Raw genomic sequence first — 24,530 nt, 5'->3', positions numbered from 1 at the left:
CATGTGACCACGCGCAAGACCGCGAATGCAACATTTTGCCGACGTCTTGTCGGAATGTTCACCGGTGCCGCTCAGGCGGACAGCACACTCAGATCCACGGCCGCCCACCGCTCCCCCAGCCCGGTGACCGTCACATGCCGCACCTCGTCCGTCGTGTCCCCGACGGCCCGATGGATCACGACCTGCAACCGCTGCTCGGTCAGCTCCTCGACCTTGCCCTCGCCCCACTCCACGACGATCACCGACTCGGGCAGCGAGACGTCCAGATCGAGGTCCTCCATCTCGTCCAGGCCGCCGGACAGCCGGTACGCGTCGACGTGCACGAGTGGCGGCCCGTCCCCGAGGGAGGGGTGCACACGGGCGATCACGAAGGTCGGCGACGTGACCGCACCTCTGACCCCCATGCCCTCGCCGAGCCCCCGCGTCAGCGTCGTCTTGCCCGCGCCGAGCTCCCCGCTGAGCATCAGGAGGTCGCCGGCGCGCAGCAGCTTGGCGAGGCGGCGGCCCAGTTCCCGCATCTGGTCGGGAGAAGTGACGGTGAGCTCGATGTCACCCGCGTTGTGCGGTGCTGCTGGTGCTTCCATAGCCACTTACGGTAGCCCCTGCCGGCACGGCACCCGCCCGGGTGAGCAGGTCGGCCAGCCGGTCGGTGACCACTTCGGGGTGCTCCAGCATCACCAGGTGCCCGGCGTCCGGCACGAGCACCAGCTCGGCGTCCGGCAGCAGGTCGGCGATGGCCTCACTGTGCTCGCTGGGCGTGACGAGGTCGCCCACCCCGGCCAGCACGAGCACCGGCATGTCGGTGAAGTGGGCGAGCGCCTCGGTCTTGTCGTGGTCGACGAAGGCCGGGTAGAACTCCGCGACGACGTCGATCGGCGTCCCCTCGATCATCCGCTCGGCGAACCGGGCGACGGCCGGGTCGACGTCCCGGGACGAGAACGAGTACCGCTTGATGATCCCCGCGAACAGGTCGGCGGTGGCCCGGCGCCCCCGCTCCACCAGCTCGGCCCGCTGCCCCAGCGCCTTGAGCACACCCGGCAGCACCCGCCGCACCGCGTTCACCCCTGCGACGGGCAGCCCGAAGTTGACTTCGCCGAGCTTCCCGGACGACGTACCGACGAGGGCGGTGGCGACGACCCGGTCGCCGATCAGCTCCGGGAACTGGTCGGCCAGCGCCATGACGGTCATCCCGCCCATGGAGTGCCCGACCAGCACGAGCGGTCCCTCGGGCGCGGCCGCGTCGATGACGGCCTTCAGGTCGCGCCCGAGCTGCTCGATGTCGACGTGCCGGTCCTCCTGCGTCTGCGCGACGCCCCGCCCGGACCGGCCATGGCTGCGCTGGTCCCAGTGCACGGTGCGGACGACGCCCCTGAGCGCGGCACGCTGGAAGTGCCAGGAGTCCTGGTTGAGGCAGTAACCGTGGCTGAAGACGACGGTGACGGGGGCCGGCGCCTTGCGGCCGAAGAGCCGTCGTCGGCGCGGGGTGAGGGCGGGAGCGGCCTCGGGGTCGATGTCGTCGACCTCGTAGTACAGCTCGGTGCCGTCGTCGGCGTACGCCTTGCCGGGCGTGCCGCGCAGCGAGCCGTACGGTCCGGCCGAGTCCAGGGCGAGGCGGGCCTTCTGCCGCATGCCGCGGCCCACGGTCATCCGCTCTATGGCGACGCCCGCGGCCGCCCCCGCCGCGATCACGCCTATCGCCGCACCGGCGAAGCCGGTGGCCCTGCGCCAGTTCGCGGCCGCCCCCGTGGCGGAGGCGACGGCCGCGACGGCCTCCGCGCTGCTCTCGCTCACGTACCGCTCCTCTTCGCTGGGTAATGCTCGGTGCTGCTCGGTAGTGCCGGTTCCAGTGCTTCGGTGGTGCTTCGGTGGTGGCTCGGTGGTTCGTTGGTGGCTCGGTGGTTCGTTGCGTTGCCCGCTACGGGTTACCCGTCTCGTTACCCGTTCACATAACCGCATTCGGCCAGACGCATCACATTGCCCTCATCACATAGCCGCATCACGAAGACGCATCACATGGACACATCGTGCGGACACATCACATGGCCGCATCCCTATAGACGCGCGGAACGCGCGTTCCGATCCGGGTGACGATTTCGTAAGCGATGGTTCCCGCGGCCTGCGCCCAGTCCTCGGCCGTGGGCTCGCCGCGGTCGCCGGGCCCGAACAGTACGGCCTCCGCGCCCGGCTCGGGCTCGTCGCCGCCCAGGTCGACGACGAACTGGTCCATCGCGATCCGCCCCGCGACCGTCCGCCACTTGCCGCCGACCAGGACGGGTCCGGCGCCGGAGGCGTGCCGCGGGATGCCGTCCGCGTAGCCGAGGGGGACGAGGCCGAGAGTGGTCGCGCCCGGGGTGACGTAGCGATGCCCGTAACTGACGCCGTGCCCGCCCGGCACGTGCTTGACCAGCGCGACGGACGCCGAGAGCGTCATCACGGGCCGCAGCCCGAAGTCGGCGGGGCTGCCCAGCTCGGGGCTGGGCGAGATGCCGTAGGTCGCGATTCCGGTGCGCACCAGGTCGAAATGGCTCTCCGGAAGGGTGAGCGTGGCGGGCGAGTTGGCGATGTGCCGCACCTCGGGCCGCGCGCCCTGGCCCTCGGCGTACCCGACCATCTCCCGGAACCGGTCGAGCTGGGCGGCGATGGACGGATGCCCCGGCTCGTCGGCGCAGGCGAAGTGCGACCAGAGTCCGGTGATCCGGATCAGTCCCTCGGCCTCGGCCAGCAGGGCTTCACGGACCAACTCGGCCCAGTCCTCCCCTGGCTGGCAGCCGCCTCGCCCGAGCCCGGTGTCGGCCTTGAGCTGCACGCGCGCGGGGGCGCCGGCCTGCCGGGCGGCGTCGCTGACCTCACGCAGGGCCCACATCCCGCTCACCGAGACGTCGAGGTCGGCCTCGATGGCCTCCCGCCAGGGCCCGCCCGGCGTCCACAGCCAGCACATGATCCGTACGCCGTCCAGCCCTGCGGCCCGCAGGACGAGGGCCTCCTCGGGCGTGGCCGTGCCCAGCCAGTCGGCGCCCGCCTCGACGGCCGCGCGGGCACACCGCACCGCCCCGTGGCCGTACGCGTCCGACTTCACGACGGCCATCAGGGCCGCGCCCCGCGCACGGGCGCGCAGGGTCCGCACATTGGCCCGCAGGGCGGCCAGATCGATCTCGGCGCGGGCTCGCAGGGGCGCGGTCCGCAGGGCTGCTGTTTCTGTCATCGCGCCCCCAGTGTCTCAGAGGGGTCCGACAACGCCTCCGCCCCCGGAGCCATGGCCTACTCCTCCGGTGTTCTACTCCTCCACCTTGCGCCCCCACGAGTACACCCGGTCGCCCTTCTTCAGCACCCGCCACAGCTGCCGGGCGTCGTGCAGGGTCATGTTGACGCAGCCCATCGATCCGACGGGGGTGAAGATGTTGCCGTAGATCCCGTGGAAGGCCTGGCCCCCGCTGAAGAACTGGGAGTAGGGCATGGGGCTCTTGTACAGCGTCGACACATGGTTCTTGTGCCGCCAGTAGACCGCGTGCCAGCCGGTCCGCGTCCCGTAGCCCTCCCGCCCGCTGCGGATGAACACGGGCCCGAAGACGACGTCCTTGCTGTCTTGCACCCAGGCCAGCTGCCGGTCGAGGTCGACACAGGCGACCCGGTACGGCCGCACCGGGCACTTCTTGGCGGCGTTCGGGTTCTTCTGGGCGGTGACGAGCCGCATGGTGGCCCAAGTCACAGGCCCGGCGTATCCGATGGCGGGCTTGATCCGGTGCTTCTTCTGGAATTTACGGATGGCCCGGCAGTCGCCGGCCGACTGCTCCCCGTCCACCGTCCGCTTCAGCCAGCGCTCGACCTGCGCCTGCCGTGGGCCCGTCTCCTCGCTGCACTTCACGCCGCCGAGGGCGTCGATGGGGTCGACCTCCTCGATGAGGTCGTACGCCCCCTCCGGCGCGTCCCTCGGCTCGACGGCGTCCTCCTCGCTGCTGGGCTTGTACACCTTCGGCGGCAGCGCCTGGTCGGGCGTGTCCATCTGCTGCCAGAACGGCAACAGGTTGTTCAGGGCGAGGCCGGGCACGAGCCCGGAGGCCTGCGGCCCGGCAGCCGGAGGCACAGGATCCGCCAGCGGCTCGGCAGCCGAGGCGGCAGGGTCGGCCTTGGCCCCGGAAGCCGAAGCCGCGGGGGCGGTCTGAGTCCCGGAAGCCGAGGCCTCGGGCTCGGCCTTGGTCACGGAAACCGAGGCCTCGGGCTCGGCCTGCGGCCCGGAAGCCGGGGGTACGGGGTCCACCGGGTCCGCCGTGGCGTTGCCGACGGGCAGAAGGGCGGCCCCGGCGAGCAGCACGGCGATGCTCCGACATGCGATACGTCCGCTGATCATGGGCACAGGGAAACGTGAGGGCCTGCCGCGCGGGAGGTGCCGCGCGGCGGGGTCACTCTTTTGAGCACCCATCTTTGGAGGACCCATAGGGTGCTCGGCATGAGCATCATCGGGGTCGGTATCGACGTGGCCGAGATCGACAGGTTCGGGGCGGCACTGGAGCGCACACCCGGTCTGGCGGACCGGCTGTTCCTGGAGAACGAGTTGACGCTGCCCAGCGGCGAACGCCGGGGCGTCGCCTCACTTGCGGCCCGTTTCGCGGCGAAGGAGGCCCTCGCCAAGGCGCTGGGCGCACCGGCGGGCCTGCTCTGGACGGACGCCGAGGTCTACGTCGAGGACAGTGGCCGGCCGCGTCTGCGGGTGACCGGGACGGTGGCGGCGCGGGCGGCCGAACTGGGCGTACAGTCCTGGCACGTGTCGCTGAGCCACGACGCCGGGGTGGCGTCGGCGGTGGTGGTGGCGGAGGGCTGAGCCGCGAGGGCCGGAGGCCGGGCCTCCGCCACCTGCAGCGGTCCGGCCGTCAGCAGATGGACTGACCGGTGTTCACCCGCGCGATGTTCCGGAAGGTCGTGTTCTCCCCGCAGGGACTCTCCCTGATGGCCGAGTTGGTCACGGTCAGGTTCTGCACCGTGATGTCCCGGTTGTTCGGGAACTCCGGCCGCGCCGCCAGCCGCAGCTCGCCACCGCCGGTGATGCTGCCGCTCTGCGCGGCGAGGCTGACGTTGTAGCAGTTCTCGATCAGGACCGAGTTTGTTGCCGGTGTTGTTGAGGGTCACCCGGTCGATGACGGCCCCGCCGCTCTCCGACACGCAGAACACGCCCCGCATGTCGCCGCCGGTGTACACGGTGCTGCTGCCGCGCCGGGCGGTCCAGGTGCTGCCGCTGAACACGACCTCGGCCTGGTAGGACCCGTCACCGCAGGCGGCGGCCACGGCGGGGGTCGGGGCGGTGAGGGTTTGGCAAAGGCACGGCAAAGCGTCAATGGAGGCGACGCGCCTCGCCCCGTACGGAAGACTCGAACGCATGCGGACTGCGTACGGCGTGGAGACGGTAAGGGCGGCCGAACGGGAGCTGATGGCACGGCTCCCCGACGGCGCACTGATGCAGCGGGCGGCGGCCGGACTCGCCGCCGCCTGCGCGGATCTGCTGGGCCGGGTGTACGGCAGCCGGGTCGTCCTGCTGATCGGCAGCGGCGACAACGGCGGCGACGCCCTGTACGCCGGGGCCCGACTGGCCAGGCGCGGAGCGGGAGTCACGGCGGTGCTGCTGACGCCGGAGCGGGCGCACCCCGGCGGCCTCGCGGCGCTGCACCGGGCGGCCGGCCGGTCGGTCGGCGTCGAAGCGGCCGAGGACCTGATCGAGCGCGCGGACCTGGTGGTGGACGGCATCGTCGGCATCGGCGGCAAGGGTGGGCTACGGCCGGAGGCGGCACCGTTGGCCGCGGCGGCCGACCGGGCAGGGGCGGCGGTGGTCGCCGTGGACCTGCCGAGCGGCGTGGACGCGGACACGGGCGAGGTGCGCGGCACGGCGGTGCGGGCCGACCTCACGGTCACCTTCGGCACACACAAGCCGGGGCTCCTGATCGATCCGGCGCGGGAGTACGCCGGTGTGGTGCGGCTGGTGGACATCGGACTGGAGCCGCCGTCCGACGCGACGGAACTGGAGGCGCTCCAACACGCGGACGTGGCAAGGCTGTTGCCCTTGCCGGCGGCGGAGACGGACAAGTACCGGCGCGGGGTGGTGGGCATCGCGGCGGGCTCGGCGAGGTACCCGGGCGCGGCCGTGCTGGCCGTGGCGGGGGCGTTGCGGGGCGGCGCGGGGGCCGTGCGGTACGTCGGTCCGGCCGCGGACGCGGTGATCGCCCGGTTCCCCGAGACGCTGGTGTCGGACCGGGGACCGAAGAAGGCGGGCCGGGTTCAGGCGTGGGTCGTCGGCCCGGGCGCCGGGGACGACGCGGCGACGGTGGCGGAGGTGCTGGCGACGGACGTACCGGTGCTGATCGACGCGGACGGGCTGCGACTGGCGGACGCGGAGGCGGTGAGGGGCCGTACGGCACCGACCCTGATGACCCCTCATGCCGGGGAGGCGGCGGCGCTGCTCGGGGTCTCCCGCGAGGAGGTCGAGGGGGCGAGGCTGGCTTCGGTACGGGAGCTGGCGGCGCGCTATGCGGCGACCGTGCTGTTGAAGGGGTCGACGACGCTGGTGGCCGACGCCGGGGGCGCGGGCCCGGTCCGGGTGAACCCGACGGGCACGTCATGGCTGGCCACGGCAGGCAGCGGGGACGTGCTGTCGGGGTTGGCGGGATCGCTGCTGGCGGCGGGGCTGCGGGCGGTGGACGCCGCGAGCGTGGCGGCGTATCTCCACGGCCTCTCGGCGAGATTCGCGGCGGACGGGGCGCCGGTCGGGGCGCATGACGTGGCCGAGGGGATTCCGGGGGCCTGGCGGGATGTGCGGGGCTGATGGAGGGGGCTGATGGACGGGGCTGAGGAGAGCGCGGGCCACGGCGGCGATCCGCTTGAGCGTGCCGATGTACCGGCGTATCCGGCGTATCCGGCGTATCCGATGTAGCGGCGTATCCGGCGTATCCGGCGTACCGGCGTATCCGATGTACCGGCGTATCCGGCGTACCGGCGCACCCGACGAGGTAGGGGCATGAAGGCGACATGAAGGCGATCGTCGTGGGAGCGGGCATAGGCGGGCTGGCCGCGACGCTCAGCCTGCGCCGCGCCGGTGTCGACGTGACCCTGGTCGAGCAGACGCCCCACTTCACGGAAGTCGGCGCCGGAATCCAGCTCGCGCCCAACGCGACCCGGGCGCTGCGCCGGCTGGACGTCCTGGACGCGGTCGCCGCCCAGGCCGCCCACCCCGCCCACGTCACCTTCCGCACCTGGTCGGACGGGTCGGAGATCTGCCGCTACGCGCTGGGCCGCGAGGCCGAGGACGAGTTCGGGGCGCCGTATCTGGTCGTCCACCGAGCTGATCTGCACCAGGCGCTGGCCGCGGCGGTACCGCCCGAGTCGGTACGTCTGAACACCACGGTCACCGGAATCGACCAGGACGACGACCGCGCCCACGTGATGACGGCGACCGGCGAGCGCCTGACGGCAGACCTGGTGGTGGCCGCGGACGGGATCCGCTCGGCGGCCCGCCGGTGGCTGTTCGGCGGGGACGAGGCGGTGTTCTCGGGCACGGCCGCGTACCGGGCGCTGCTCCCCGCCGGCGAGGTGGCCGACCTCGGCCTCCCACCACTGGCCGCCTGGCTCGGCCCGGACCGCCACTTCGTCCACTACTGGGTCCGCCGCGGCGAACTCCTCAACGTCGTAGCGGTGTTCAGCACGAATGCACCGGCTCAGGAGTCATGGACGGCCAGGGCGGAACCCGGCGAGCCACTGCGGGAGTTCACCGACTGGGACCCGCGGGTGTTGAGCGTCCTCGAACGGGCGGGCCAGGTCCACCGCTACGGCATCTACACCCGCACCCCGCTCACCCGCTGGAACGTCGACCGGGTGACCCTCCTCGGCGACAGCGCCCACGCGATGGTCCCGTTCCAGGCCCAGGGCGCGACCCAGGCGATCGTGGACGCGGCAGTACTCGGCGACGCCCTGACGGGAGCGACACCGGTCGAAGTACCGGACGCGCTCGACCGATACGTCCGCCACCGCCTTGCGGACGCTACGGGCATGCAGGCCCGCTCGGCTCAGGCAGGCAGCGAGTTCCACCTCCCGGACGGCCCGGAGGCCGAGGCCCGGAACGCCCGGATGGCGGCGTACGCGGCGGAGCACAGGTTCATGCCTCAGGCGACGGCGTGGAGGGCGGACGTAGTGGAGAAGAAGCCGGAGCTATGAGCGGCGCGATGTCGGGCGTCCGGCGATCAGATCGGCCTCGTGTGTCGCCGTGACCGCGCGACCGAGGAAGCGTGTCAGCTTGTCCGTGTCGAGGCACAGGTTGAGGCCCCGATGGAGATGTTTGTCGAACGCGACCCCGCGCTCGTTCAGGACGCGCAGGATGGCCGCCCCCCCCCAAGCCGAGCGGTACCCCTCGGCGAAGCCTGCCGCCCACCCCTCAGGATGAGCTCTGGCCTCCCTCGCCGTGACGGCACGAATCCGGGCCACGTCCTCAAGGGGAAGGATGCCGCGCGGCCTGAGACCCTCCAGCCCGAACCGGAAATCGCCCGCCACCTTGGGCGCGGGAATGCCCAGCCCGAGGCACGTCGTCGTGAATCGGAGCAGGTCGACCAGCTCCGGCGGCTCATCCTGTTGGCTGTCTTGCTGGTCGGCCAACGCTCAGGCCTCTCCGGATTCGACGCCCGGAAGCGCCGGGTCCTCGGCGAAGAGGTCCTCGGCCGTCGCGGCCGTCAGAGAACGGTCGAACCAGGCCGTGAGGGTGTCGAGATCCGTACACGAGGTGACGCGCTCCCGTGTGTCCTCCGGGATGGCGATGCCGCGCTTCTCCAGCGCACGCAGGACCATCAAGGCGCGGTCTTCGACCTTGCCCTCTAGGTAGGCCGTCTCACGGACCGTCCCCCGACCGGGGAAGTAGCTGACGAACGTCGACATGATTTCCATCCACTTCTCTCCGGCTGGAGTCTTACCCAGGGTGACTTCCAGGAAGTCGAAGACGTACTCGGCCGTACCAGGATCGGTCTCCTGGACTTCGTGAAGGGCGCCGCTGATTGCTTCCGGTATGGCGCCGCACTCGCGGCTGCGGGCGTGCGCCAGGGCGGAGAACGCGGCCATGACGAGGTTCTTGGCCGCGGTCCGCGCATCGGTGATCACCGGCAAGTTCTCCGGACTGGCGACCAGCGGGTGTGTCCGCAGGGCCGTCCAGCCGCGCGTGCCGCAGTCGAAGGGGCCTGCGGCCCATTTGGCCGTGGCCCTGTCCTGACAGACCACGAGCAGCAAAACGGGCAGCCCGAACTTCGCCTGGAGGTAGGCGAAGTAGTACGCCCAACTCACCTCCTTGCCCGGGGCCTTGCCCGACTGCGCCTCAACGGCGAGCAGGAAGTCCTCGCCATCGGACGGCCCGACACGCAGCACTGTGTCCACGCGACGTTCCAGCGGCCGGGTCTCCGTCACGTCCGCGGTGACGGCGTCCACGGTCGCCTTCGCGGATAACGGGACACCCAGCACGCCGAAGACGGGCGCCAGGATCTCTGGCCGCTCCTGAAAGATGCGGTGCATGCCCTCGTGAGCAGACGTGACCATGTGTGCAACCTTGATGGCGTGATGGACGGAAGATCCGAACGATCGGGATACGTTCACTCTTTCGAGCAGCGAGCAAACGTTCAGGCTGCCGAGGTCAGCTCGCACCACACGTACTTGCCCCGGTTCCCGTCCCTGGTCAGCGGCTGCCACCCCCACAGATCGGCACACGCCCGCACCATCGCCAGCCCCCGCCCCTCCTCCGCCTCCCCGAGCTGCGCCAAGTCCCGTGGCGGCTCCGGCGGTTCGGGATTCGCGTCCCACGCCCCGATCCGCAGCACCCCGGCCGACCAGCGCACGCGCAGGGCAGCGGGCCCCTTGGTGTGGAGTACGGCGTTGGCGACCAGCTCGGTGGCGAGGAGTTCGGCGGTGTCGGCGAGGGTGACGAGGCCGTGCATGGTGAGGATCAGCCGGAGGGTGCGGCGGGAGACGGTGACGGCTCGGACGTCGTTCGGGATGTAGAGCGTGTACTCCCAGGATTCGGTTTCGGGCATGGGTGAACTCCGTTCGGGTGGCGGGGAGTTGAGGCTGCGGTGTCATTGCCGCGGCCGCCGTGGCAGGACGGAGCGGTGCACTTCCGCTGCGTGTGCGCTACATCACCGACGGTAGGGGATAATGTTTCGGTCGGGCAAGCCGGTCGCGTAATCTGGCCCCGAACGAGTCACGCTTTCAACCGCGGTGCACCAAGGAGCAGTTGATGACGACCAGGCGCGAACCAACAGCACGCCAGATGCGCCTGGCGGTCGAGTTGCGCAGGCTTCGCGATGCGGCAGGCCTCAGCGCCCGCCAAGCGGCAGCACTGCTCGGTGTGAACGCCGTCCAGATCAGCCACATCGAGTCCGGCCTCTCGGGAGTGAGTGAGGAACGACTGCGCCGCCTCGCATCGCATTACGCCTGCACGGACGAGGAGTTCATCGACGCCCTGGTCGCCGTGGCCACCGACCGCACGCGCGGCTGGTGGGAGAAGTACCGAGGGCTGCTACCCACGTCGTTCCTGGACCTCGCGGAACTGGAACACCACGCCACATCCATGCGCGAGGTAGCGGTCCTGTACGTTCCGGGCCTGCTGCAGACGGAGGACTACGCCCGTAGCGTCTTCTCCGCCAGGGTGCCCGAACTCACCCACGAGGAACTTGAGTTGCGCCTGCAGCACCGAATGCGGCGCCAACAGACCACCACGCCTTATGAGCTGGTGATCCACGAGTGCGCCCTGCGCATCAGAGTCAGCGACCGTGCCGCCTCCCGGGCTCAACTCGTCAAACTCGTGGAGCTGTCCGAATCCGACAACATCACCGTGCGGGTCATCCCGTTCGACCTGGACGGTTTCAACAGAGCAGCCAGCACCATGACGTACGTGGCCGGCCCGCTCCCGAAACTGGACACCGTCGTGCGCGACGTACCCCACGGCTCAGCCTTCATCGACTCCGAAGCCCAGCTCAGCGCCTTTCGAACGCGCTTCCGTAAAGTGGAAGCTGTGTCACTCGACCCGGAACCGTCGCGTGACTTCATCAACCGGCTGGCGAAAGAGCTGTGAGGCACCCGATGGACAACTGGCGGAAGTCGTCCTACTCAGGCCCTGACGATGGCAACGCCTGCGTAGAGATCGCGAACTCGGACCACCACGTCGCCGTCCGCGACTCAAAGACCCCGGCCAGGGCAACCCTCACCTTCCCGACCGGAGCCTTCACCACCTTCATCGACGCCCTGAAGCCGGCTCACTCCACCGTGACCGACTTGGCGAGGTTGCGCGGCTGATCCACCTCGTTCCCCCGGGCGGTGGCCAGCTCACAGGCGAACACCTGCAACGGCACCGTGGCCACGAGCGGCTGCAGCAGGGTCGGCGTGGCAGGAATCCGGATCAGGTGATCCGCGTAGGGCACCACCGCCTCGTCCCCCTCTTCCGCGATCACGATCGTCCGCGCACCCCGAGCCCTGATCTCCTGGATGTTGGAGACGATCTTGTCGTGCAGCACGGACCGTCCCCGAGGCGAGGGAACGACCACGACGACCGGCATACCGTCCTCGATGAGGGCGATGGGCCCATGCTTCAACTCGCCCGCGGCAAAGCCCTCGGCGTGCATGTAGGCGAGTTCCTTGAGCTTCAGCGCGCCCTCAAGCGCGACGGGATACCCCACGTGCCGCCCGAGAAAGAGCACCGTGCCCTTGTGCGCGAGCGACCGCGCCAGCGCCCGCACCGGCTCCATGGTCTCCAGCACGCGCTCGACCCCACCACCGATCTCCGCGAGATCCCGGATCACGGCCCTGATCTCGTCCCCCCACTTGGTGCCCCGAACCTGCCCCAGATACAGGGCGACGAGATAGCAGGCCACGAGCTGCGTCAGGAACGCCTTGGTCGAGGCGACCGCGACCTCGGGCCCGGCATGCGTGTAGAGCACGGCGTCCGACTCACGCGGAATCGTGGACCCGTTCGTGTTGCAGATGGCCAGCACCTTGGAGCCCTGCTCACGGGCGTGCCGTAGCGCCATGAGGGTGTCCATCGTCTCCCCGGACTGGGAAATGGCGATGACGAGCGACCGGGGACCCAGAATCGGATCCCGGTACCGGAACTCGCTGGCCAGTTCCACCTCGCACGGAATCCGGGTCCAGTGCTCGATGGCGTACTTGGCGATCAACCCGGCGTGAAAAGCCGTACCGCACGCGACGATCACGACCTTGTCGACTTCCCGCAGCTCGGAGGCGCTGATCCGAACCTCGTCCAGCGTCAGTGAGCCGTCGGCGTCGATACGCCCGAGCAGGGTGTCGGCGACAGCCTTGGGCTGCTCGGCGATCTCCTTGAGCATGAAGTAGTCATAGCCCCCCTTTTCCGCGGCGGCGGCATCCCAGTCGATGCGATACGGCCGCACATCCGCCGGCCGTCCGTCGAACCCGGTGACCGTCACCCCGTCGCGCCGCAGCTCGACGACCTGGTCCTGACCCAGCTCGATCGCCGACCGCGTGTGGTCGATGAACGCGGCGACGTCCGAGGCGAGAAAGGCCTCACCCTCCCCAACGCCGACCACAAGAGGCGAGTTCCGCCGAGCCCCGACCACCACGTCGGGCTCATCGGCATGTACGGCGACGAGCGTGAACGCCCCCTCCAGCCGTCGGCAGACCAGCCGCATGGCCTCGGCGAGATCGGCACAGCCGGAGAACTCCTCGGCCAGCAGATGCGCGACCACCTCGGTGTCGGTCTCGGAGGCCAGCTCATGCCCGCGCTCCTCCAACTCGGCCCGCAGCCCGGCGAAGTTCTCGATGATCCCGTTGTGCACGACGGCGACGCGCCCGGCGTTGTCGAGATGCGGATGGGCGTTGCCGTCCGTGGGGCCTCCGTGCGTGGCCCACCGCGTGTGCCCGATCCCGGTGCTCCCGCTCGGCAACGGCCGATCCGCGAGCTCCTTCTCCAGATTCCCCAGTTTCCCGGCCTTCTTGGCCCCGGCCAGCCCGCCGTCCGCCAGCACGGCGACCCCCGCCGAGTCATACCCCCGGTACTCCAGCCGCTTGAGCCCGGCCATCACGACCTCAAGCGCCGACTGCGACCCCACGTAACCCACGATTCCGCACATGCGGGGCAGCCTACGACCGAACACCGACCAGAAGCCGACCAAAAACAGCCGCACCGTGCCCGATTTCGGAAATTCTCACGCGGTTCAGCCCCGCTCAGTCCCACTCAACCTCGTTCAGCCCTCCAACACACTGCCCTTCACAGCCCTCAGCCACCTCACGTCTTCGCCCGATAGGCCCGCATGGCCACCGGATAGAACACCACCGCGATCCCCGCGGCCCACACCAGCGACCACATCACCGGCTCAGCCACGGCCCCACCCAGCAGCAACCCCCGGAACGCGTCCGACAGATGCGTCACCGGATTCACGTCGCTCCACGCCTGCAACCACCCCGGCATGGTGTTCACGTCGACGAACGCGCTGCTGGTGAAGGTGATCGGGAAGATGATGGTGAAGGCGAAGGCCTGCACCTTCTCCGAGTCCCCGGCCAGCATCCCGATGAGCACCGCGCACCACGACACCGCCGCCGCGAACACCACCACCAGCAGCGTCCCGAGCAGGAACCCGTCCAGCCCCCCGGTGATCCGGAAACCGAGCAGCAGGCCGAGGCCGATCATCAGCAGCAGGGCCCAGACATGCTTGGCGAGGTCCGCCGTGATACGGCCGATGAGCGGGGCCGAGCGGGCGATCGGCAGGCTGCGCAGCCGGTCGAAGACGCCCTTGGTGAGGTCGGTGTTGAGCGCCATGGCCGTGTACATCGTCATGAACAGGGTGTTCTGCACGATGATCCCGGGCAGCGCGTACTTCAGATACGCCTCGGGCGACCCGGCCATCTGCCCGCCCAGCACATAGGTGAACAGGAACACGAACATGATCGGCGTGATGCTGTAGTCGACCAGTTCCAACGGGTTGTGCTTGACCGCGACCAGACTCCGCCAGGCCATCGTGAACGTCTGCCGCGTCCCGTCGAGCGCCCGCACCCGGCCCGACGCGGTGACCGGCGCCGTAATGGTCGTCGCCGTGGCGGTCATGACGGGCTCACCGCCTTCTGAAGCTCACTGCCACTGGCGCTGCCGCTACCGCCGTCGCCGTCCCGGACGGCCGCGCCCCCATCGCCCTCCGGCGCCCCGGGCTCGGCACGGTGACCGGTCAGCGCCAGGAACACCTCGTCCAGCGACGAACGCCGCAGCGCGAGCTCCCCCACCGCGATCCCCTCCCGGTCCAGCGCCCGCACGACGGCCGGCATCAGCTCGGGATCCTTCACCGGCGCGGTGATCGTCTCCCCCTCGATCCGGGCCTCCTCACCGGCGGCCCCCGCCACCAGCACATGCGCCCGCACGAGGTCCTCCCCCAGCACCGGCCGCAGCTCCAGCACCTGTCCCCCGACCTGGGACTTCAACTGGTCCGGCGTGCCCTCGGCGATCACCCGCCCCTTGTCGATCACCACGATGTCGTCGGCCAGCACATCGGCCTCGTTCAGATACTGCGTGGTCAGCAGCGCCGTGGCGCCGTCCGCGACCAGCCCCCGCAGCAGATCCCACAGCTCGCCACGGCTGTGCGGATCAAGACCGGTCGTCGGCTCGTCGAGGAAGAGGATGCTGGGCCGGCCCACCAGGCTCGCCGCCAGGTCCAGCCTCCTGCGCATACCGCCGGAGAACGTCTTCACGGCCCGCCCGGCCGCGTCGGTCAGCTGAAACCGCTCCAGCAACTCCCTCGCCCGAGCCCTGGCATCCCGCCTCGACAGCCCCAGCAACCGCCCGATGAGCAGCAGGTTCTCCGTGCCTGTCAGGTTCTCGTCCACCGCCGCGTACTGCCCGGTCAGCCCCACCATGGCGCGTACGACCCCGGCCTCCAGGACCACGTCGTGCCCGGCCACCCGGGCCCGGCCGGCGTCGGGCCGGAGCAGCGTCGCGAAGATCCGTACCGCGGTCGTCTTCCCCGCCCCGTTGGGCCCCAGCAGTCCGAGCACCGAGCCCTTGCGGGCCCCGAGATCGACACCGGCCAGCGCCTCGGTCTCCTTGAACCGTTTGACCAGACCTTCCGCCTCTATCGCATACGCCATGGGTCACCCCTCAGGGGCTCGATCCGGCGGGCCCCGGCCCGGACCCACCTCTCCCACAACTGTGACGCACGGCACTGACATTCCCCGCCTTGTCCCGCTTCCTCCCGAAAATGACCGAGCCATGACCGAGACAGGGACCTGCGTGACGGATCCCACCTCACCGTCTGTTCGTACTGCCGTAACAATGGACTGTGATCTCTCCGGTCTCCTCGATGCCCCGGAGCGCCCACCGGCAGCGGCCGGAGGCGACTCCCTACGTCGACCTCACCCGTGCCGAGTGGAGCGCGCTGCGCGACAAGACCCCGCTCCCGCTCACCGCGGAGGAGGTCGAGAAGCTGCGCGGCCTCGGCGACGTCATCGACCTCGACGAGGTGCGGGACATCTACCTCCCGCTCTCCCGCCTCCTCAACCTCTACGTAGGCGCCACCGACGGCCTCAGAGGCGCCCTGAACACCTTCCTCGGCGAACAGGGCTCCCAGTCCGGCACCCCGTTCGTCATAGGAGTCGCCGGCTCGGTCGCCGTAGGTAAGTCCACGGTCGCCCGCCTCCTCCAGGCCCTGCTCTCCCGCTGGCCCGAGCACCCGCGCGTCGAGCTGGTGACGACGGACGGCTTCCTGCTGCCCACCAAGGAGCTCCAGGCCCGCGGCCTGATGTCGCGGAAGGGATTCCCCGAGTCCTACGACCGCCGCGCGCTCACCCGTTTCGTCGCCGACATCAAGGCGGGCAAGGACGAGGTCACGGCCCCCGTCTACTCCCACCTGATCTACGACATCGTCCCGGACAAGAAGCTCACGGTCCGCCGCCCCGACATCCTGATCGTCGAGGGCCTGAACGTCCTGCAACCCGCCCTCCCCGGCAAGGACGGCCGCACCCGGGTCGGCCTCGCCGACTACTTCGACTTCAGCGTGTACGTCGACGCCCGCACCGAGGACATCGAGACCTGGTACCTCAACCGGTTCAAGCGGCTGCGCGAGACCGCCTTCCAGAACCCGTCCTCCTACTTCCGCAAGTACACCCAGGTGTCCGAGGAGGAGGCCCTCGACTACGCCCGCACGATGTGGCGCACCATCAACAAGCCCAACCTGGTGGAGAACATCGCCCCCACCCGAGGCCGGGCCGCCCTCGTCGTACGCAAGGGCCCGGACCACAAGGTGCAGCGGCTGAGCCTGCGCAAGCTGTAGGGGCATGGGCCGTGAGGCCGTGACGCGGGCCTGTTAAAAAGGCGTCATGCTGCATCTGCGCCTGATCACGCCAACCGGAAAGACGGACGACGCGGTCCGCCTGATCGAGAAGACGGTCGGCACCACGCACCTGGTCGTGTTGCCGGGAGCCGCCCGCAACCCTTCAGGGGACGTCGTCATGTGCGACGTGGCGCGGGAGGCGGGCGATGAACTCCTCAGCAGGTTGCAGGAGTTGGGCCTCGACACGCACGGTTCCATCGCCGTCGAGAACATCGACCTGTCGCTGTCCAAGCGGGCCGACAAGGCCGAGGCGGAGGCTCCGGGCGAAGGTGCGGACGCGGTGCTGTGGGGGCACCTCACGGACGCCACGCACGAGGAGTCGACCCTCTCCGTCACCTACCTCGCCTTCATCACGCTCGCCACGATGATCGCGGCCTGCGGTGTCGTACTCGACAACGCGATCCTGATCGTCGGCGCGATGGCGGTCGGCCCGGAGTTCGGACCGCTGGCGGGCATCTGTACCGCCGTGGTGCAACGGGCGCCCCGCCTGGCGCTGCGCTCGCTGATCGCCCTGCTGGTGGGCTTCGCCGTGGCAATGGCGGTGACGGTGGGCTTCAGCTACTTCATGGACGCCGTCGGCCTGTTCACCGAGGCCAAGCTGGAGGCCGACCGGCCCAATACCGGGTTCATCTACGCCCCCGACTGGTTCTCGTTCGTCGTGGCGGTCCTCGCCGGCGCCGCCGGCACCCTCTCCCTGACATCCGCCAAGTCCGGCGCCCTGGTCGGCGTCGCCATCTCGGTGACGACAGTCCCGGCCGCCGCCAACGCGGCCGTGGCCCTGATCTACGACGACGCCAAGCAGACCTGGCTCTCGACGGGCCAGCTGCTCCTGAACCTGCTGGGCATCATCCTCGCCGGCACGCTCACGCTCCTGGCCCAGAAGTGGCTGTGGGCCAGACAGCGCGAGCGTTCGGCGAGGACGGGCGGCCTCTGAAGGACGGGCAGCGCCTAGAAACGCCGTTCGCAGTCCGCGGCGATGCTGTCACCGACGTCGCGGAACACCGTGTCGGCGCCACCGTCGCAGGTCACCGTGTCGCCGGGCGCGCCGTCGCTCACGCCGATCGTGTCGTTGCCGCCACCGGTCGCCACGGTGTCGGTGCCCGTGCCGGCGTCGACGACGGCACGGATCGCAAGGCTCGACTGGAAGCTGTCGTTCAGGTCACCCATCCCGATCGAGATACTCCCGACGGTGCCGACGGCGCCGCAGTCGGCACTGGTGGCGGACACCCGAACACACCCCGGTCCCAGCGCGACACCCGAGGTGTCCGTGAGGATCAGCCGACCGCCGGAGACACTGGCCGACATCTGGTTCTGCACACCGGCCCGCGCACTGAGGTAAGCGCCGCCGAAGAGGCGGAACGCGGTGGAACCGGGGGTCTGGGCCGCGGCCGGGGTGGCGAGGGCGGTGACGACGAGACCGGCGGCCAGAACCGGACCGACTGCTCGCTTCAGATTTCTACTGCTCGCGATCTTCATACTGCTGTCTCACTTCCGTCGAGGCAGGGCACCGGGCAGAGCCCCCTCGACGAAAGTGAAACAACCAGCGATCAGACATGCACTCTTTGTTACGTACGTTGAGTGATGCCCGAGTGATACCGAGTGGCACCCGAGTGATGTCCGGGTGAAGCCCGAGGTCCCGTGGAACTACCCCAGCGCCGACTTCACCACATCGGCCAGCCGCCCGGCGACCGCGCGGGCCTGGTCGATGTCGGCGGCCTCGACCATCACCCGCACCAACGGCTCGGTCCCGGACGACCGCAGCAACACCCGCCCCGTGGACCCGAGTTCCCGCTCGGCCTCGGCGACCGCCGCGGCAAGCTCCCCCGACGTCTTCACTCGCGACTTGTCCACGTCCGGCACATTGATCAGCACCTGCGGCAGCCGCTCCATGACGGAGGCGAGGTCCTTGAGCGTACGACCGGTCTGCGCGACCCGGGCCGCCAGCAGCAGCCCGGTCAGCGTGCCGTCACCAGTGGTCGCGTGATCAAGGATGATCACGTGCCCGGACTGCTCGCCGCCCAGGGCGTACCCGCGCTCCTTCATCTCCTCCAGCACATACCGGTCACCGACCGCGGTCTGCACCAGCGCGATGCCCTCACGCTCCATGGCCAGCTTGAAGCCGAGGTTGGACATCACGGTCGCCACCACGGTGTCGGACCGCAGCTCGGCCCGCTCCCGCATGGCCAGCGCCAGCACGGCCAGGATCTGGTCGCCGTCCACCTCCTCGCCGGTGTGGTCCACGGCGAGGCACCGGTCGGCGTCCCCGTCATGCGCGATGCCGAGAGCCGCACCGTGCTCGACAACAGCGGCCTTCAGCTGCCCCAGGTGGGTCGACCCACACCCGTCGTTGATGTTGAGCCCGTCCGGCTCGGCACCGATGGTGATGACCTCGGCCCCGGCCCGCGAGAAGGCCTCCGGCGAAACCCCGGCCGCGGCGCCGTGCGCCTCGTCGAGGACGATCTTCACCCCGTCGAGCCGGTTCGGCAGGACGCTCAGCAGGTGCTCGACGTACTGCCCGAACCCTTCCCCGTACGACCGCACCCGCCCGACGGCCGCGCCCGTCGGCCGCTGCCACGGCTCACCGTGCCGATGCTCGTCGTAGACGGTCTCGATGCGGTCCTCCAGCTCGTCGGCGAGCTTGTGGCCGCCGCGGGCGAAGAACTTGATGCCGTTGTCGGGCATGGCGTTGTGGCTGGCGGAGAGCATGACGCCGAGGTCGGCGCCGAGCGAGCCGGTGAGATAGGCCACGGCGGGCGTCGGCAGCACTCCGACGAGCAGCACATCGACACCCGCGCTGGCCAGGCCCGCCACCACGGCGGCCTCCAGGAACTCCCCGGACGCACGCGGGTCCCGACCGACCACCGCGGTCGGCCGGTGGCCCTCGAAGGTGCCCGCCTCGGCCAGTACGTGCGCCGCCGCCACGGACAGACCGAGCGCCATCTCGGCCGTCAGATCCGCGTTGGCGACGCCGCGCACGCCGTCCGTGCCGAAGAGTCGTCCCACTTGTCCTCCTGAGGAAACATCAGTTCCGAGAAGCGGAGCCGGCGCGCGCGATACGCCGCCGGGGGGCTCCCGCCTCCCAGGCATTCCATGCCTGGGCATCGGATCACACAAGCCTTTGAACGTCTTGTGCCGTTATACGCCCGAGCCCGGGGATAAAACGAACGCCCCGGCGGCACTGTGGCGTGCCGCCGGGGCGTTCGGAGTACCGGAGTACCAGCAGAGGCAGCTTGCGCTTAGCGCTTGCTGTACTGCGGGGCCTTGCGGGCCTTCTTCAGACCGGCCTTCTTGCGCTCGACCGCACGGTCGTCGCGCTTGAGGAAGCCGGCCTTCTTCAGCGGGCCGCGGTTGTTGTCGACGTCGGCCTCGTTCAGCGCACGGGCGACACCGAGACGCAGCGCACCGGCCTGGCCGGAGACACCGCCACCGGCGATACGGGCGATGACGTCGTAGCGACCTTCGAGCTCAAGAACCTTGAACGGCTCGTTGACCTCCTGCTGGTGCACCTTGTTGGGGAAGTAGTCCTCAAGGGTGCGCCCGTTGATCTTCCACTTGCCGGTGCCCGGAACGATCCGGACGCGGGCGATGGCGTTCTTGCGGCGGCCCAGGCCCGCGGCGGGCTGGGGCTCACCGAAACGCGAGGCGAGGGACTCGGAGGTGTACTCACCCTCCACCGGAACCTCGGACTCGGTGGTGTAGCTGTCAATGTCGACGAGCTCAGTCTCTTCGACCGGCTGCTCAACGGTGGTCTCGGCCACGATTCTCCTCAGATTCTCTTCAGTCTTAGGGGGTGGCCGGACTTACTGCGCGACCTGGGTGATCTCGTACGGCTGCGGCTGCTGCGCGCCGTGCGGGTGCTGGTCACCCTTGTAGACCTTCAGCTTCGAGAGCATCTGACGGCCCAGCGTGTTCTTGGGGAGCATGCCCTTGACGGCCTTCTCGATGGCCTTCTCGGGGTTCTTGTCGAGGAGCTCGTCGTAGCGGACGGAGCGCAGACCACCCGGGTAGCCGGAGTGGCGGTACGCCATCTTCTGGGTCCGCTTGTTGCCGGAGAGGTGCACCTTGTCGGCGTTGATGATGATGACGAAGTCACCGGTGTCGACGTGGGGCGCGTAGATCGGCTTGTGCTTGCCCCGCAGGATGGAGGCGGCGGTGCTGGCGAGACGGCCCAGGACGACGTCCTGAGCGTCAATGACGTGCCACTGGCGCGTCACATCGCCGGGCTTGGGGCTGTACGTACGCACGGTTCGTAGCCTTCGCTTCGAGTGAATGGTCCTGAACAGGTCACCGAAACGATCACGACAGCCTGAGCCACTGCGGCGACGCATACCGCGTACGTGGGGTTGCTGGTCATCGGCCCGGTGGACCGGTGTAAGGGCCCGTCCCGTGAGAATGAGCAAGCCAATACACAACGAACATGCAGGATACCTGCGTCGCCACGGCCGGGTCAAAATGACCCAGCCGGGACAGGTCCCTGCTGCTCAGCACCCCCAGCCTAAACGCCCACCCGGCCCCATCGCCTACCGCGTGGGCTCCGTCACACACCGGACAGGCTGAGACCACGCGACCGGCACCAGAGAGCGACGAACGAGGCGGGCAGAAAGCACCGACCAGACGAGGGGCCGCCTACCGAAGAGGCCCCACCCCCCGCCACTCCCTCGCCCACGCCTCTCGCCGCTCCCCCTCCCTCTCCCACACCCCTCGCCACTCCCCCTCCCACGTACCCCTCCCTCTCCCGCACCCCTCGCCACTCCCCCTCCCACGTACCCCTCGCCCTCCCGCACCCCTCGCCACTCCCTCTCCCACGTACCCCTCGCCCTCCCACACCCCTCGCCACTCCCCTCCCACATGCCCCTCGCTCTCCCACACCCCTCGCCACTCTCTTCCCACCCCACCCGTCGCCTCTCGCCTCCCCCTCCCACACCCCTCGTCACCCCCTCTCCCACCCCACCCGTCACTCCCCCACACCGCCCGCCCCCGACGCCCCAGAGTCGAGCCTCCTGGCCGACCGAGTCGGGTGGGTGGGTGGGCCATCGCCCGGGGGGCCGGGGGCGGAGCCCCCGGTGGGGTTCAGGGGCGGAGCCACTGGCGGGGTCGAAGGGGCGGAGCCCCTGGAGGACGGGACGGGTAGGGGCGGCGGGGGCGAAAAAACCCGAGCGGACCGGAGGCAACCAACAGCAACCGCCACCGCCAGACCGCACAACGTCACCGCGTCCCGAAACGCCCTCCGCTCCACCGCCTCCAGATAGGGCCAGCTCACCCCAGGAAGCTGCGGAACCATCGCCAACCAGAACCACACCCCCCGAACGACGGCCCCCTCCCGCGGCAGCCCAGCCACCAGCACAGGCACAACAACCAGCAGATAGTGGTCGTACGACGGCCTGGAGACCAGGAACGCCGAAAGCATCAGCATCGCCGCGGTCTCCGAAAGCCTCAGCGGCCCACCACCCCCACGCCGCCACCGCAGATACGCACACACCACCCCCACCCCCGCAGCGACCACCCCGATCCCCCCGGCCACAGCCACCGGCACCCCCACCCGCGGCAACACCGCAACCGGCGACGCCTCATACAGCCGCACAAACCCGTCGTCCCCCCGCAGCAGAAACGGCAACGTCCGCGTAAGAAACCCCGCAGGATCCGGCAGCACCAACGCCGCCCCCACGGACGCCACCACCGGCACGCCGGCCATCACTCCCACACCCCGCCACCGCCCCGCGAACACGAACAGCAACCCCACCGGCGCCAGCAACGGCTTCAACGCGACCGCCGCCCCGAACACCACCCCCGCCGCCACCCACCGCCCCCGCCCGGCCAGCAACAACCCCAGCGGCAGGGCAAGCACAGCCGTAGCCGTCCAGTTCCCCAGCAGCACAAGATGCGCGAACGGCGCGAACCCGACCGCCAGCCCGATCAGACCAAGGGCCGCGAAACGGCTGCGCAGGGCCACACCGTGCAGCCGCAGCGCGCAGCCCCAGCCCCCCACCAGACACCCGACCACCCCCACCGGCACCAGCACACCCAGCACCGCCGGCGGCACCAGCACCTGAGGAACCGCCGCCAGCACCGCACTCGGCAAATAGAGGAAGTGGGGGTCGTCATACGGCGAACCCCCCGCCAACCAGCCCCGCGCCGCCCGCACGACGATGGCGTTGTCCATCCCTCCGTCCGAGGTCACACGCGCGGTACGCCCCGCGAGAGCCCCCAGCACAGCCACGACGACCACCCACAGATGCCAGGTCGCCCGCCGCACCAACCACCCGGAGATGTCGCTTTTGTACTCGCTCATCAACTGAACGCTAGGGGCCCATGGGCTTCTTGAGGCGGAGCGGCACACCCGCGACCCGTCTAAGATGCGCCCCATGAGCTACGGGCAGCAGGGGGAACCCCAGTCCCAGTGGGATCCCTGGAAACCGCATTCCCAGCAGCCGTGGAACGGCGGCGCCGACGAGACCCCGGACTGGGCCGCCCTCGCCGAGGCGTCCGAGACGCGCAACAAACGGCGCCGACTGCTGTTCATCGGCGGCGGCGCACTCGCCACCGTCGCGATCGGCGCTGCCGTCGCCGTGGCCGTGGTGTCCGCGAACGACAACAACTCCGCCTCGAACAAGCCGGCTTCCGGCGTCCCCGGCAACTCGAACCTGCCGGGTCAGACCACCGGCCCGGCCCCGTCGTTCGAGTCGACGAGCGCTCCGCCGCCGCTGAACCCGATCGACTTCATCTCCAGCAAGGCCAAGGACACCGCCCCGCTCGGCGCCCAGCTCCTCTTCCCGGGCACCCAGCTGACCGTGGGCGACGCGGTGTACAAGAAGGGCGCGACGGACGACACGAAGAGCTGCTCCGCGGTCACCGCGGGCGGGCTCCCGAAGATCGTCACCGACAACGGCTGCACCCGTTTCCTGCGCGTCTCGTACGTCACGGGCGGCACCGCGGCGACGGTCGGCGTGGCCGTGTTCGACACCGCCGCGCAGGCCTCCAAGGTCACCGGCAAGGTCAACACCCAGAAGGACAGCACCAGGTCGCTCTCGGGCAAGGGCATCAAGGACTTCTGCACGTCCGCCGTCTGCCTCTCGACCGCCAACGCCTACGGCCGTTACGTCTACTTCACCATCACCGGCTTCACCAACGGCAAGGACATGACCGAGAAGGACACGGCGGCCTACCGTGTCAGCAACAACCTGAAGGACTTCGCCCGCAGCCAGCTCTACAAGCGGGGCGAGGTACAGGCGTCGGCTGCGGCCAACGAGTAGCGGACCGCGAGCGGGCAACGCCGGACAGAAGCAGCGGCGGCCGACGACCAGTCAGCCGCCGCCCCGGCTCACCTCTGCTGCAGGACGTCTACCTCAGGCCCTCTGCCTCAGGTCCTCCGCTTCAGGCCAGGTGCTTCAGACGCAACCGAATCGGCACGACCGCCGACTCCCACTGCGTCCTCAGTGTCATCTTCGACACACCCTCGGTCCGCTCCTCGAACCGGATCGGGATCTCCACCGCACTGCACCCGGCCCGCACGGCCTTGTACTTCAGCTCGACCTGGAAGCTGTACCCGGCGCTGTCCAGCGTGCCCAGGTCGAGGTCCCGCAACGTCGCCGCCGACCACAGGTTGAACCCGGCCGTGATATCCCGGATCTTCGTGCCGAGCACGGCCCGGGCGTAGCGGTTGGCGAACCGGGACAGCAGGACCCGGTGCACCCCCCAGGCCTCGTCCAGCGAGCCGCCCTCGACATACCGGCTGCCGATGACGAGGCCCGCCCCCGAGGACACCGCCGTCCCCAGCATCCGCGGCACCGCCTCCGCCGGGTGGCTGCCGTCGGCGTCCATCTGGACGACGTACGCGGCCCCCTCCTCCAGCGCGGCGCTCATGCCCGCGACGTAGGCCCGCCCCAGACCGTCCTTCTCGGTCCGGTGCAGCACGCTCATCCGGCGCCGCCCGGCGGGCTGGTCGGCGTTGTACTTCTCGGCCAGCTCCTCGGCGATCCGCCCGGTGCCGTCCGGGCTGGAGTCGTCGACGATCTTCAGGTGCAGCCCGTCGACGGGCAGCCCGAGCACCAGCTCGGCCATCCGCGGCAGGTTCGCGGCCTCGTTGTACGTCGGCATCACCACGGTGACCGGGTCGGCTGGGGGTCGGTCGTACCCGTCGAGTTCCGTCATGGCTTTCTCTTTCCCTCCCCTGGACACCTC

At 69.9% G+C, this 24,530-nt stretch carries 25 protein-coding genes and 1 pseudogene; 9 read left to right on the top strand and 17 right to left on the bottom strand.

Annotation, left to right across the window (positions count from 1 at the left end; translation table 11 throughout):
* Window positions 1–71: 71 nt before the first annotated feature.
* The 4 genes from tsaE to POF73_RS02340 form a co-directional block, all read right to left on the bottom strand.
* A complete protein-coding gene (gene tsaE / locus POF73_RS02355; protein ID WP_272112692.1) occupies window positions 72–584 on the bottom strand; it encodes a tRNA (adenosine(37)-N6)-threonylcarbamoyltransferase complex ATPase subunit type 1 TsaE in 513 nt (170 codons plus the stop codon).
* Entirely contained in the window at window positions 550–1,791 is a 1,242-nt protein-coding gene (locus tag POF73_RS02350; protein ID WP_272112691.1) for an alpha/beta fold hydrolase, read from the bottom strand. Before POF73_RS02350 ends, tsaE begins: the two co-directional genes overlap by 35 nt.
* Before the next feature lie 244 nt (window positions 1,792–2,035).
* Complete coding sequence (gene alr, locus POF73_RS02345) at window positions 2,036–3,202, bottom strand: alanine racemase (RefSeq protein ID WP_272112690.1); 1,167 nt, start codon at window positions 3,200–3,202, stop codon at window positions 2,036–2,038.
* A 72-nt stretch (window positions 3,203–3,274) separates the two neighbouring features.
* Window positions 3,275–4,345: a L,D-transpeptidase family protein gene (locus tag POF73_RS02340; protein WP_334313572.1), complete on the bottom strand. Its 1,071-nt coding sequence runs from the start codon at window positions 4,343–4,345 to the stop codon at window positions 3,275–3,277.
* A 99-nt stretch (window positions 4,346–4,444) separates the two neighbouring features.
* Here POF73_RS02340 and POF73_RS02335 point away from each other — a divergent pair, with 99 nt between their 5' ends.
* Window positions 4,445–4,816 (top strand): holo-ACP synthase, encoded by a 372-nt coding sequence (locus POF73_RS02335; RefSeq protein ID WP_272112689.1) that lies wholly within the window; start codon window positions 4,445–4,447, stop codon window positions 4,814–4,816.
* 49 nt (window positions 4,817–4,865) lie between these two features.
* Here POF73_RS02335 and POF73_RS02330 read toward each other — a convergent pair.
* A pseudogene (locus tag POF73_RS02330) lies at window positions 4,866–5,178 on the bottom strand (hypothetical protein); the annotation flags it as partial.
* Here POF73_RS02330 and POF73_RS02325 point away from each other — a divergent pair.
* The 3 genes from POF73_RS02325 to POF73_RS02315 all read left to right on the top strand — a co-directional run bounded on the left by POF73_RS02325 (window position 5,129) and on the right by POF73_RS02315 (window position 8,190).
* Complete coding sequence (locus POF73_RS02325; RefSeq protein WP_272112920.1) at window positions 5,129–5,251, top strand: hypothetical protein; 123 nt, start codon at window positions 5,129–5,131, stop codon at window positions 5,249–5,251. The pseudogene POF73_RS02330 and the gene POF73_RS02325 overlap by 50 nt on opposite strands.
* A 117-nt stretch (window positions 5,252–5,368) precedes the next feature.
* Window positions 5,369–6,805 carry an NAD(P)H-hydrate dehydratase gene (locus POF73_RS02320; RefSeq protein WP_272112688.1) on the top strand — a complete coding sequence of 479 codons (1,437 nt, stop codon included), beginning with the start codon at window positions 5,369–5,371 and terminating at the stop codon, window positions 6,803–6,805.
* Between the two features lie 203 nt (window positions 6,806–7,008).
* Window positions 7,009–8,190: an FAD-dependent monooxygenase gene (locus POF73_RS02315; protein WP_272112687.1), complete on the top strand. Its 1,182-nt coding sequence runs from the start codon at window positions 7,009–7,011 to the stop codon at window positions 8,188–8,190.
* Here POF73_RS02315 and POF73_RS02310 read toward each other — a convergent pair.
* The 3 genes from POF73_RS02310 to POF73_RS02300 all read right to left on the bottom strand — a co-directional run bounded on the left by POF73_RS02310 (window position 8,185) and on the right by POF73_RS02300 (window position 10,040).
* The gene (locus tag POF73_RS02310) at window positions 8,185–8,625 is read right to left on the bottom strand and encodes a hypothetical protein (protein WP_272112686.1); all 441 of its coding nucleotides are present in this window, start codon (window positions 8,623–8,625) and stop codon (window positions 8,185–8,187) included. The genes POF73_RS02315 and POF73_RS02310 overlap by 6 nt on opposite strands.
* Before the next feature lie 3 nt (window positions 8,626–8,628).
* Window positions 8,629–9,549, bottom strand: coding sequence for a hypothetical protein (locus tag POF73_RS02305; RefSeq protein ID WP_272112685.1), 921 nt, complete (start codon window positions 9,547–9,549; stop codon window positions 8,629–8,631).
* A gap of 80 nt (window positions 9,550–9,629) precedes the next feature.
* The gene (locus POF73_RS02300; RefSeq protein WP_272112684.1) at window positions 9,630–10,040 is read right to left on the bottom strand and encodes an ATP-binding protein; all 411 of its coding nucleotides are present in this window, start codon (window positions 10,038–10,040) and stop codon (window positions 9,630–9,632) included.
* A gap of 203 nt (window positions 10,041–10,243) precedes the next feature.
* On the opposite strand from POF73_RS02300, the gene POF73_RS02295 reads away from it, so the two are divergent.
* Together POF73_RS02295 and POF73_RS02290 are read left to right on the top strand one after the other, a co-directional pair.
* Window positions 10,244–11,080, top strand: coding sequence for a helix-turn-helix domain-containing protein (locus POF73_RS02295; RefSeq protein ID WP_272112683.1), 837 nt, complete (start codon window positions 10,244–10,246; stop codon window positions 11,078–11,080).
* A gap of 8 nt (window positions 11,081–11,088) precedes the next feature.
* Complete coding sequence (locus POF73_RS02290; protein ID WP_272112682.1) at window positions 11,089–11,301, top strand: DUF397 domain-containing protein; 213 nt, start codon at window positions 11,089–11,091, stop codon at window positions 11,299–11,301.
* Here POF73_RS02290 and glmS read toward each other — a convergent pair.
* The 3 genes from glmS to POF73_RS02275 all read right to left on the bottom strand — a co-directional run bounded on the left by glmS (window position 11,262) and on the right by POF73_RS02275 (window position 15,111).
* Window positions 11,262–13,109 carry a glutamine--fructose-6-phosphate transaminase (isomerizing) gene (gene glmS, locus POF73_RS02285; RefSeq protein WP_272112681.1) on the bottom strand — a complete coding sequence of 616 codons (1,848 nt, stop codon included), beginning with the start codon at window positions 13,107–13,109 and terminating at the stop codon, window positions 11,262–11,264. The genes POF73_RS02290 and glmS overlap by 40 nt on opposite strands.
* 155 nt (window positions 13,110–13,264) lie before the next feature.
* Window positions 13,265–14,080, bottom strand: a complete 816-nt coding sequence (locus POF73_RS02280) for an ABC transporter permease (RefSeq protein WP_272112680.1) — start codon at window positions 14,078–14,080, stop codon at window positions 13,265–13,267.
* The gene (locus tag POF73_RS02275) at window positions 14,077–15,111 is read right to left on the bottom strand and encodes an ATP-binding cassette domain-containing protein (protein ID WP_272112679.1); all 1,035 of its coding nucleotides are present in this window, start codon (window positions 15,109–15,111) and stop codon (window positions 14,077–14,079) included. The genes POF73_RS02280 and POF73_RS02275 overlap by 4 nt, the downstream gene beginning before the upstream one ends.
* Before the next feature lie 212 nt (window positions 15,112–15,323).
* On the opposite strand from POF73_RS02275, the gene coaA reads away from it, so the two are divergent.
* Complete coding sequence (coaA, locus tag POF73_RS02270; RefSeq protein ID WP_272112678.1) at window positions 15,324–16,292, top strand: type I pantothenate kinase; 969 nt, start codon at window positions 15,324–15,326, stop codon at window positions 16,290–16,292.
* Window positions 16,293–16,338: 46 nt separating this feature from the next.
* On the top strand, window positions 16,339–17,286 hold the full coding sequence (locus tag POF73_RS02265; RefSeq protein WP_272112677.1) for a DUF389 domain-containing protein: 948 nt from the start codon (window positions 16,339–16,341) through the stop codon (window positions 17,284–17,286).
* Window positions 17,287–17,300: 14 nt separating this feature from the next.
* On the opposite strand, the gene POF73_RS02260 is transcribed toward POF73_RS02265, so the two are convergent.
* The 5 genes from POF73_RS02260 to POF73_RS02240 all read right to left on the bottom strand — a co-directional run bounded on the left by POF73_RS02260 (window position 17,301) and on the right by POF73_RS02240 (window position 22,641).
* A complete protein-coding gene (locus POF73_RS02260) occupies window positions 17,301–17,828 on the bottom strand; it encodes a hypothetical protein (protein WP_272112676.1) in 528 nt (175 codons plus the stop codon).
* A 168-nt stretch (window positions 17,829–17,996) separates the two neighbouring features.
* Window positions 17,997–19,355 carry a phosphoglucosamine mutase gene (gene glmM, locus POF73_RS02255; protein WP_272112675.1) on the bottom strand — a complete coding sequence of 453 codons (1,359 nt, stop codon included), beginning with the start codon at window positions 19,353–19,355 and terminating at the stop codon, window positions 17,997–17,999.
* Window positions 19,356–19,588: 233 nt separating this feature from the next.
* Window positions 19,589–20,110 carry a 30S ribosomal protein S9 gene (gene rpsI / locus POF73_RS02250; protein ID WP_030950653.1) on the bottom strand — a complete coding sequence of 174 codons (522 nt, stop codon included), beginning with the start codon at window positions 20,108–20,110 and terminating at the stop codon, window positions 19,589–19,591.
* A gap of 42 nt (window positions 20,111–20,152) precedes the next feature.
* Window positions 20,153–20,596, bottom strand: coding sequence for a 50S ribosomal protein L13 (gene rplM / locus POF73_RS02245; protein WP_030046395.1), 444 nt, complete (start codon window positions 20,594–20,596; stop codon window positions 20,153–20,155).
* A gap of 710 nt (window positions 20,597–21,306) precedes the next feature.
* Window positions 21,307–22,641, bottom strand: a complete 1,335-nt coding sequence (locus POF73_RS02240) for a glycosyltransferase family 87 protein (RefSeq protein WP_272112674.1) — start codon at window positions 22,639–22,641, stop codon at window positions 21,307–21,309.
* A 73-nt stretch (window positions 22,642–22,714) separates the two neighbouring features.
* Between POF73_RS02240 and POF73_RS02235 the strand changes: the two genes are divergently transcribed.
* Window positions 22,715–23,602, top strand: a complete 888-nt coding sequence (locus POF73_RS02235) for a hypothetical protein (protein ID WP_272112673.1) — start codon at window positions 22,715–22,717, stop codon at window positions 23,600–23,602.
* Window positions 23,603–23,723: 121 nt separating this feature from the next.
* Here the strand turns inward: POF73_RS02235 and POF73_RS02230 are convergent, their stop codons facing one another.
* On the bottom strand, window positions 23,724–24,500 hold the full coding sequence (locus tag POF73_RS02230) for a polyprenol monophosphomannose synthase (protein ID WP_272112672.1): 777 nt from the start codon (window positions 24,498–24,500) through the stop codon (window positions 23,724–23,726).
* Between the last annotated feature and the right edge of the window lie 30 nt (window positions 24,501–24,530).

The organism is Streptomyces sp. HD (genome assembly GCF_028369295.1).
In the GTDB taxonomy this organism is placed as follows: Bacteria; Actinomycetota; Actinomycetes; order Streptomycetales; family Streptomycetaceae; genus Streptomyces.
The sequence above is the reverse complement of the archived record's forward strand: the minus strand, read 5'-3'. Positions and strand labels throughout refer to the sequence as shown.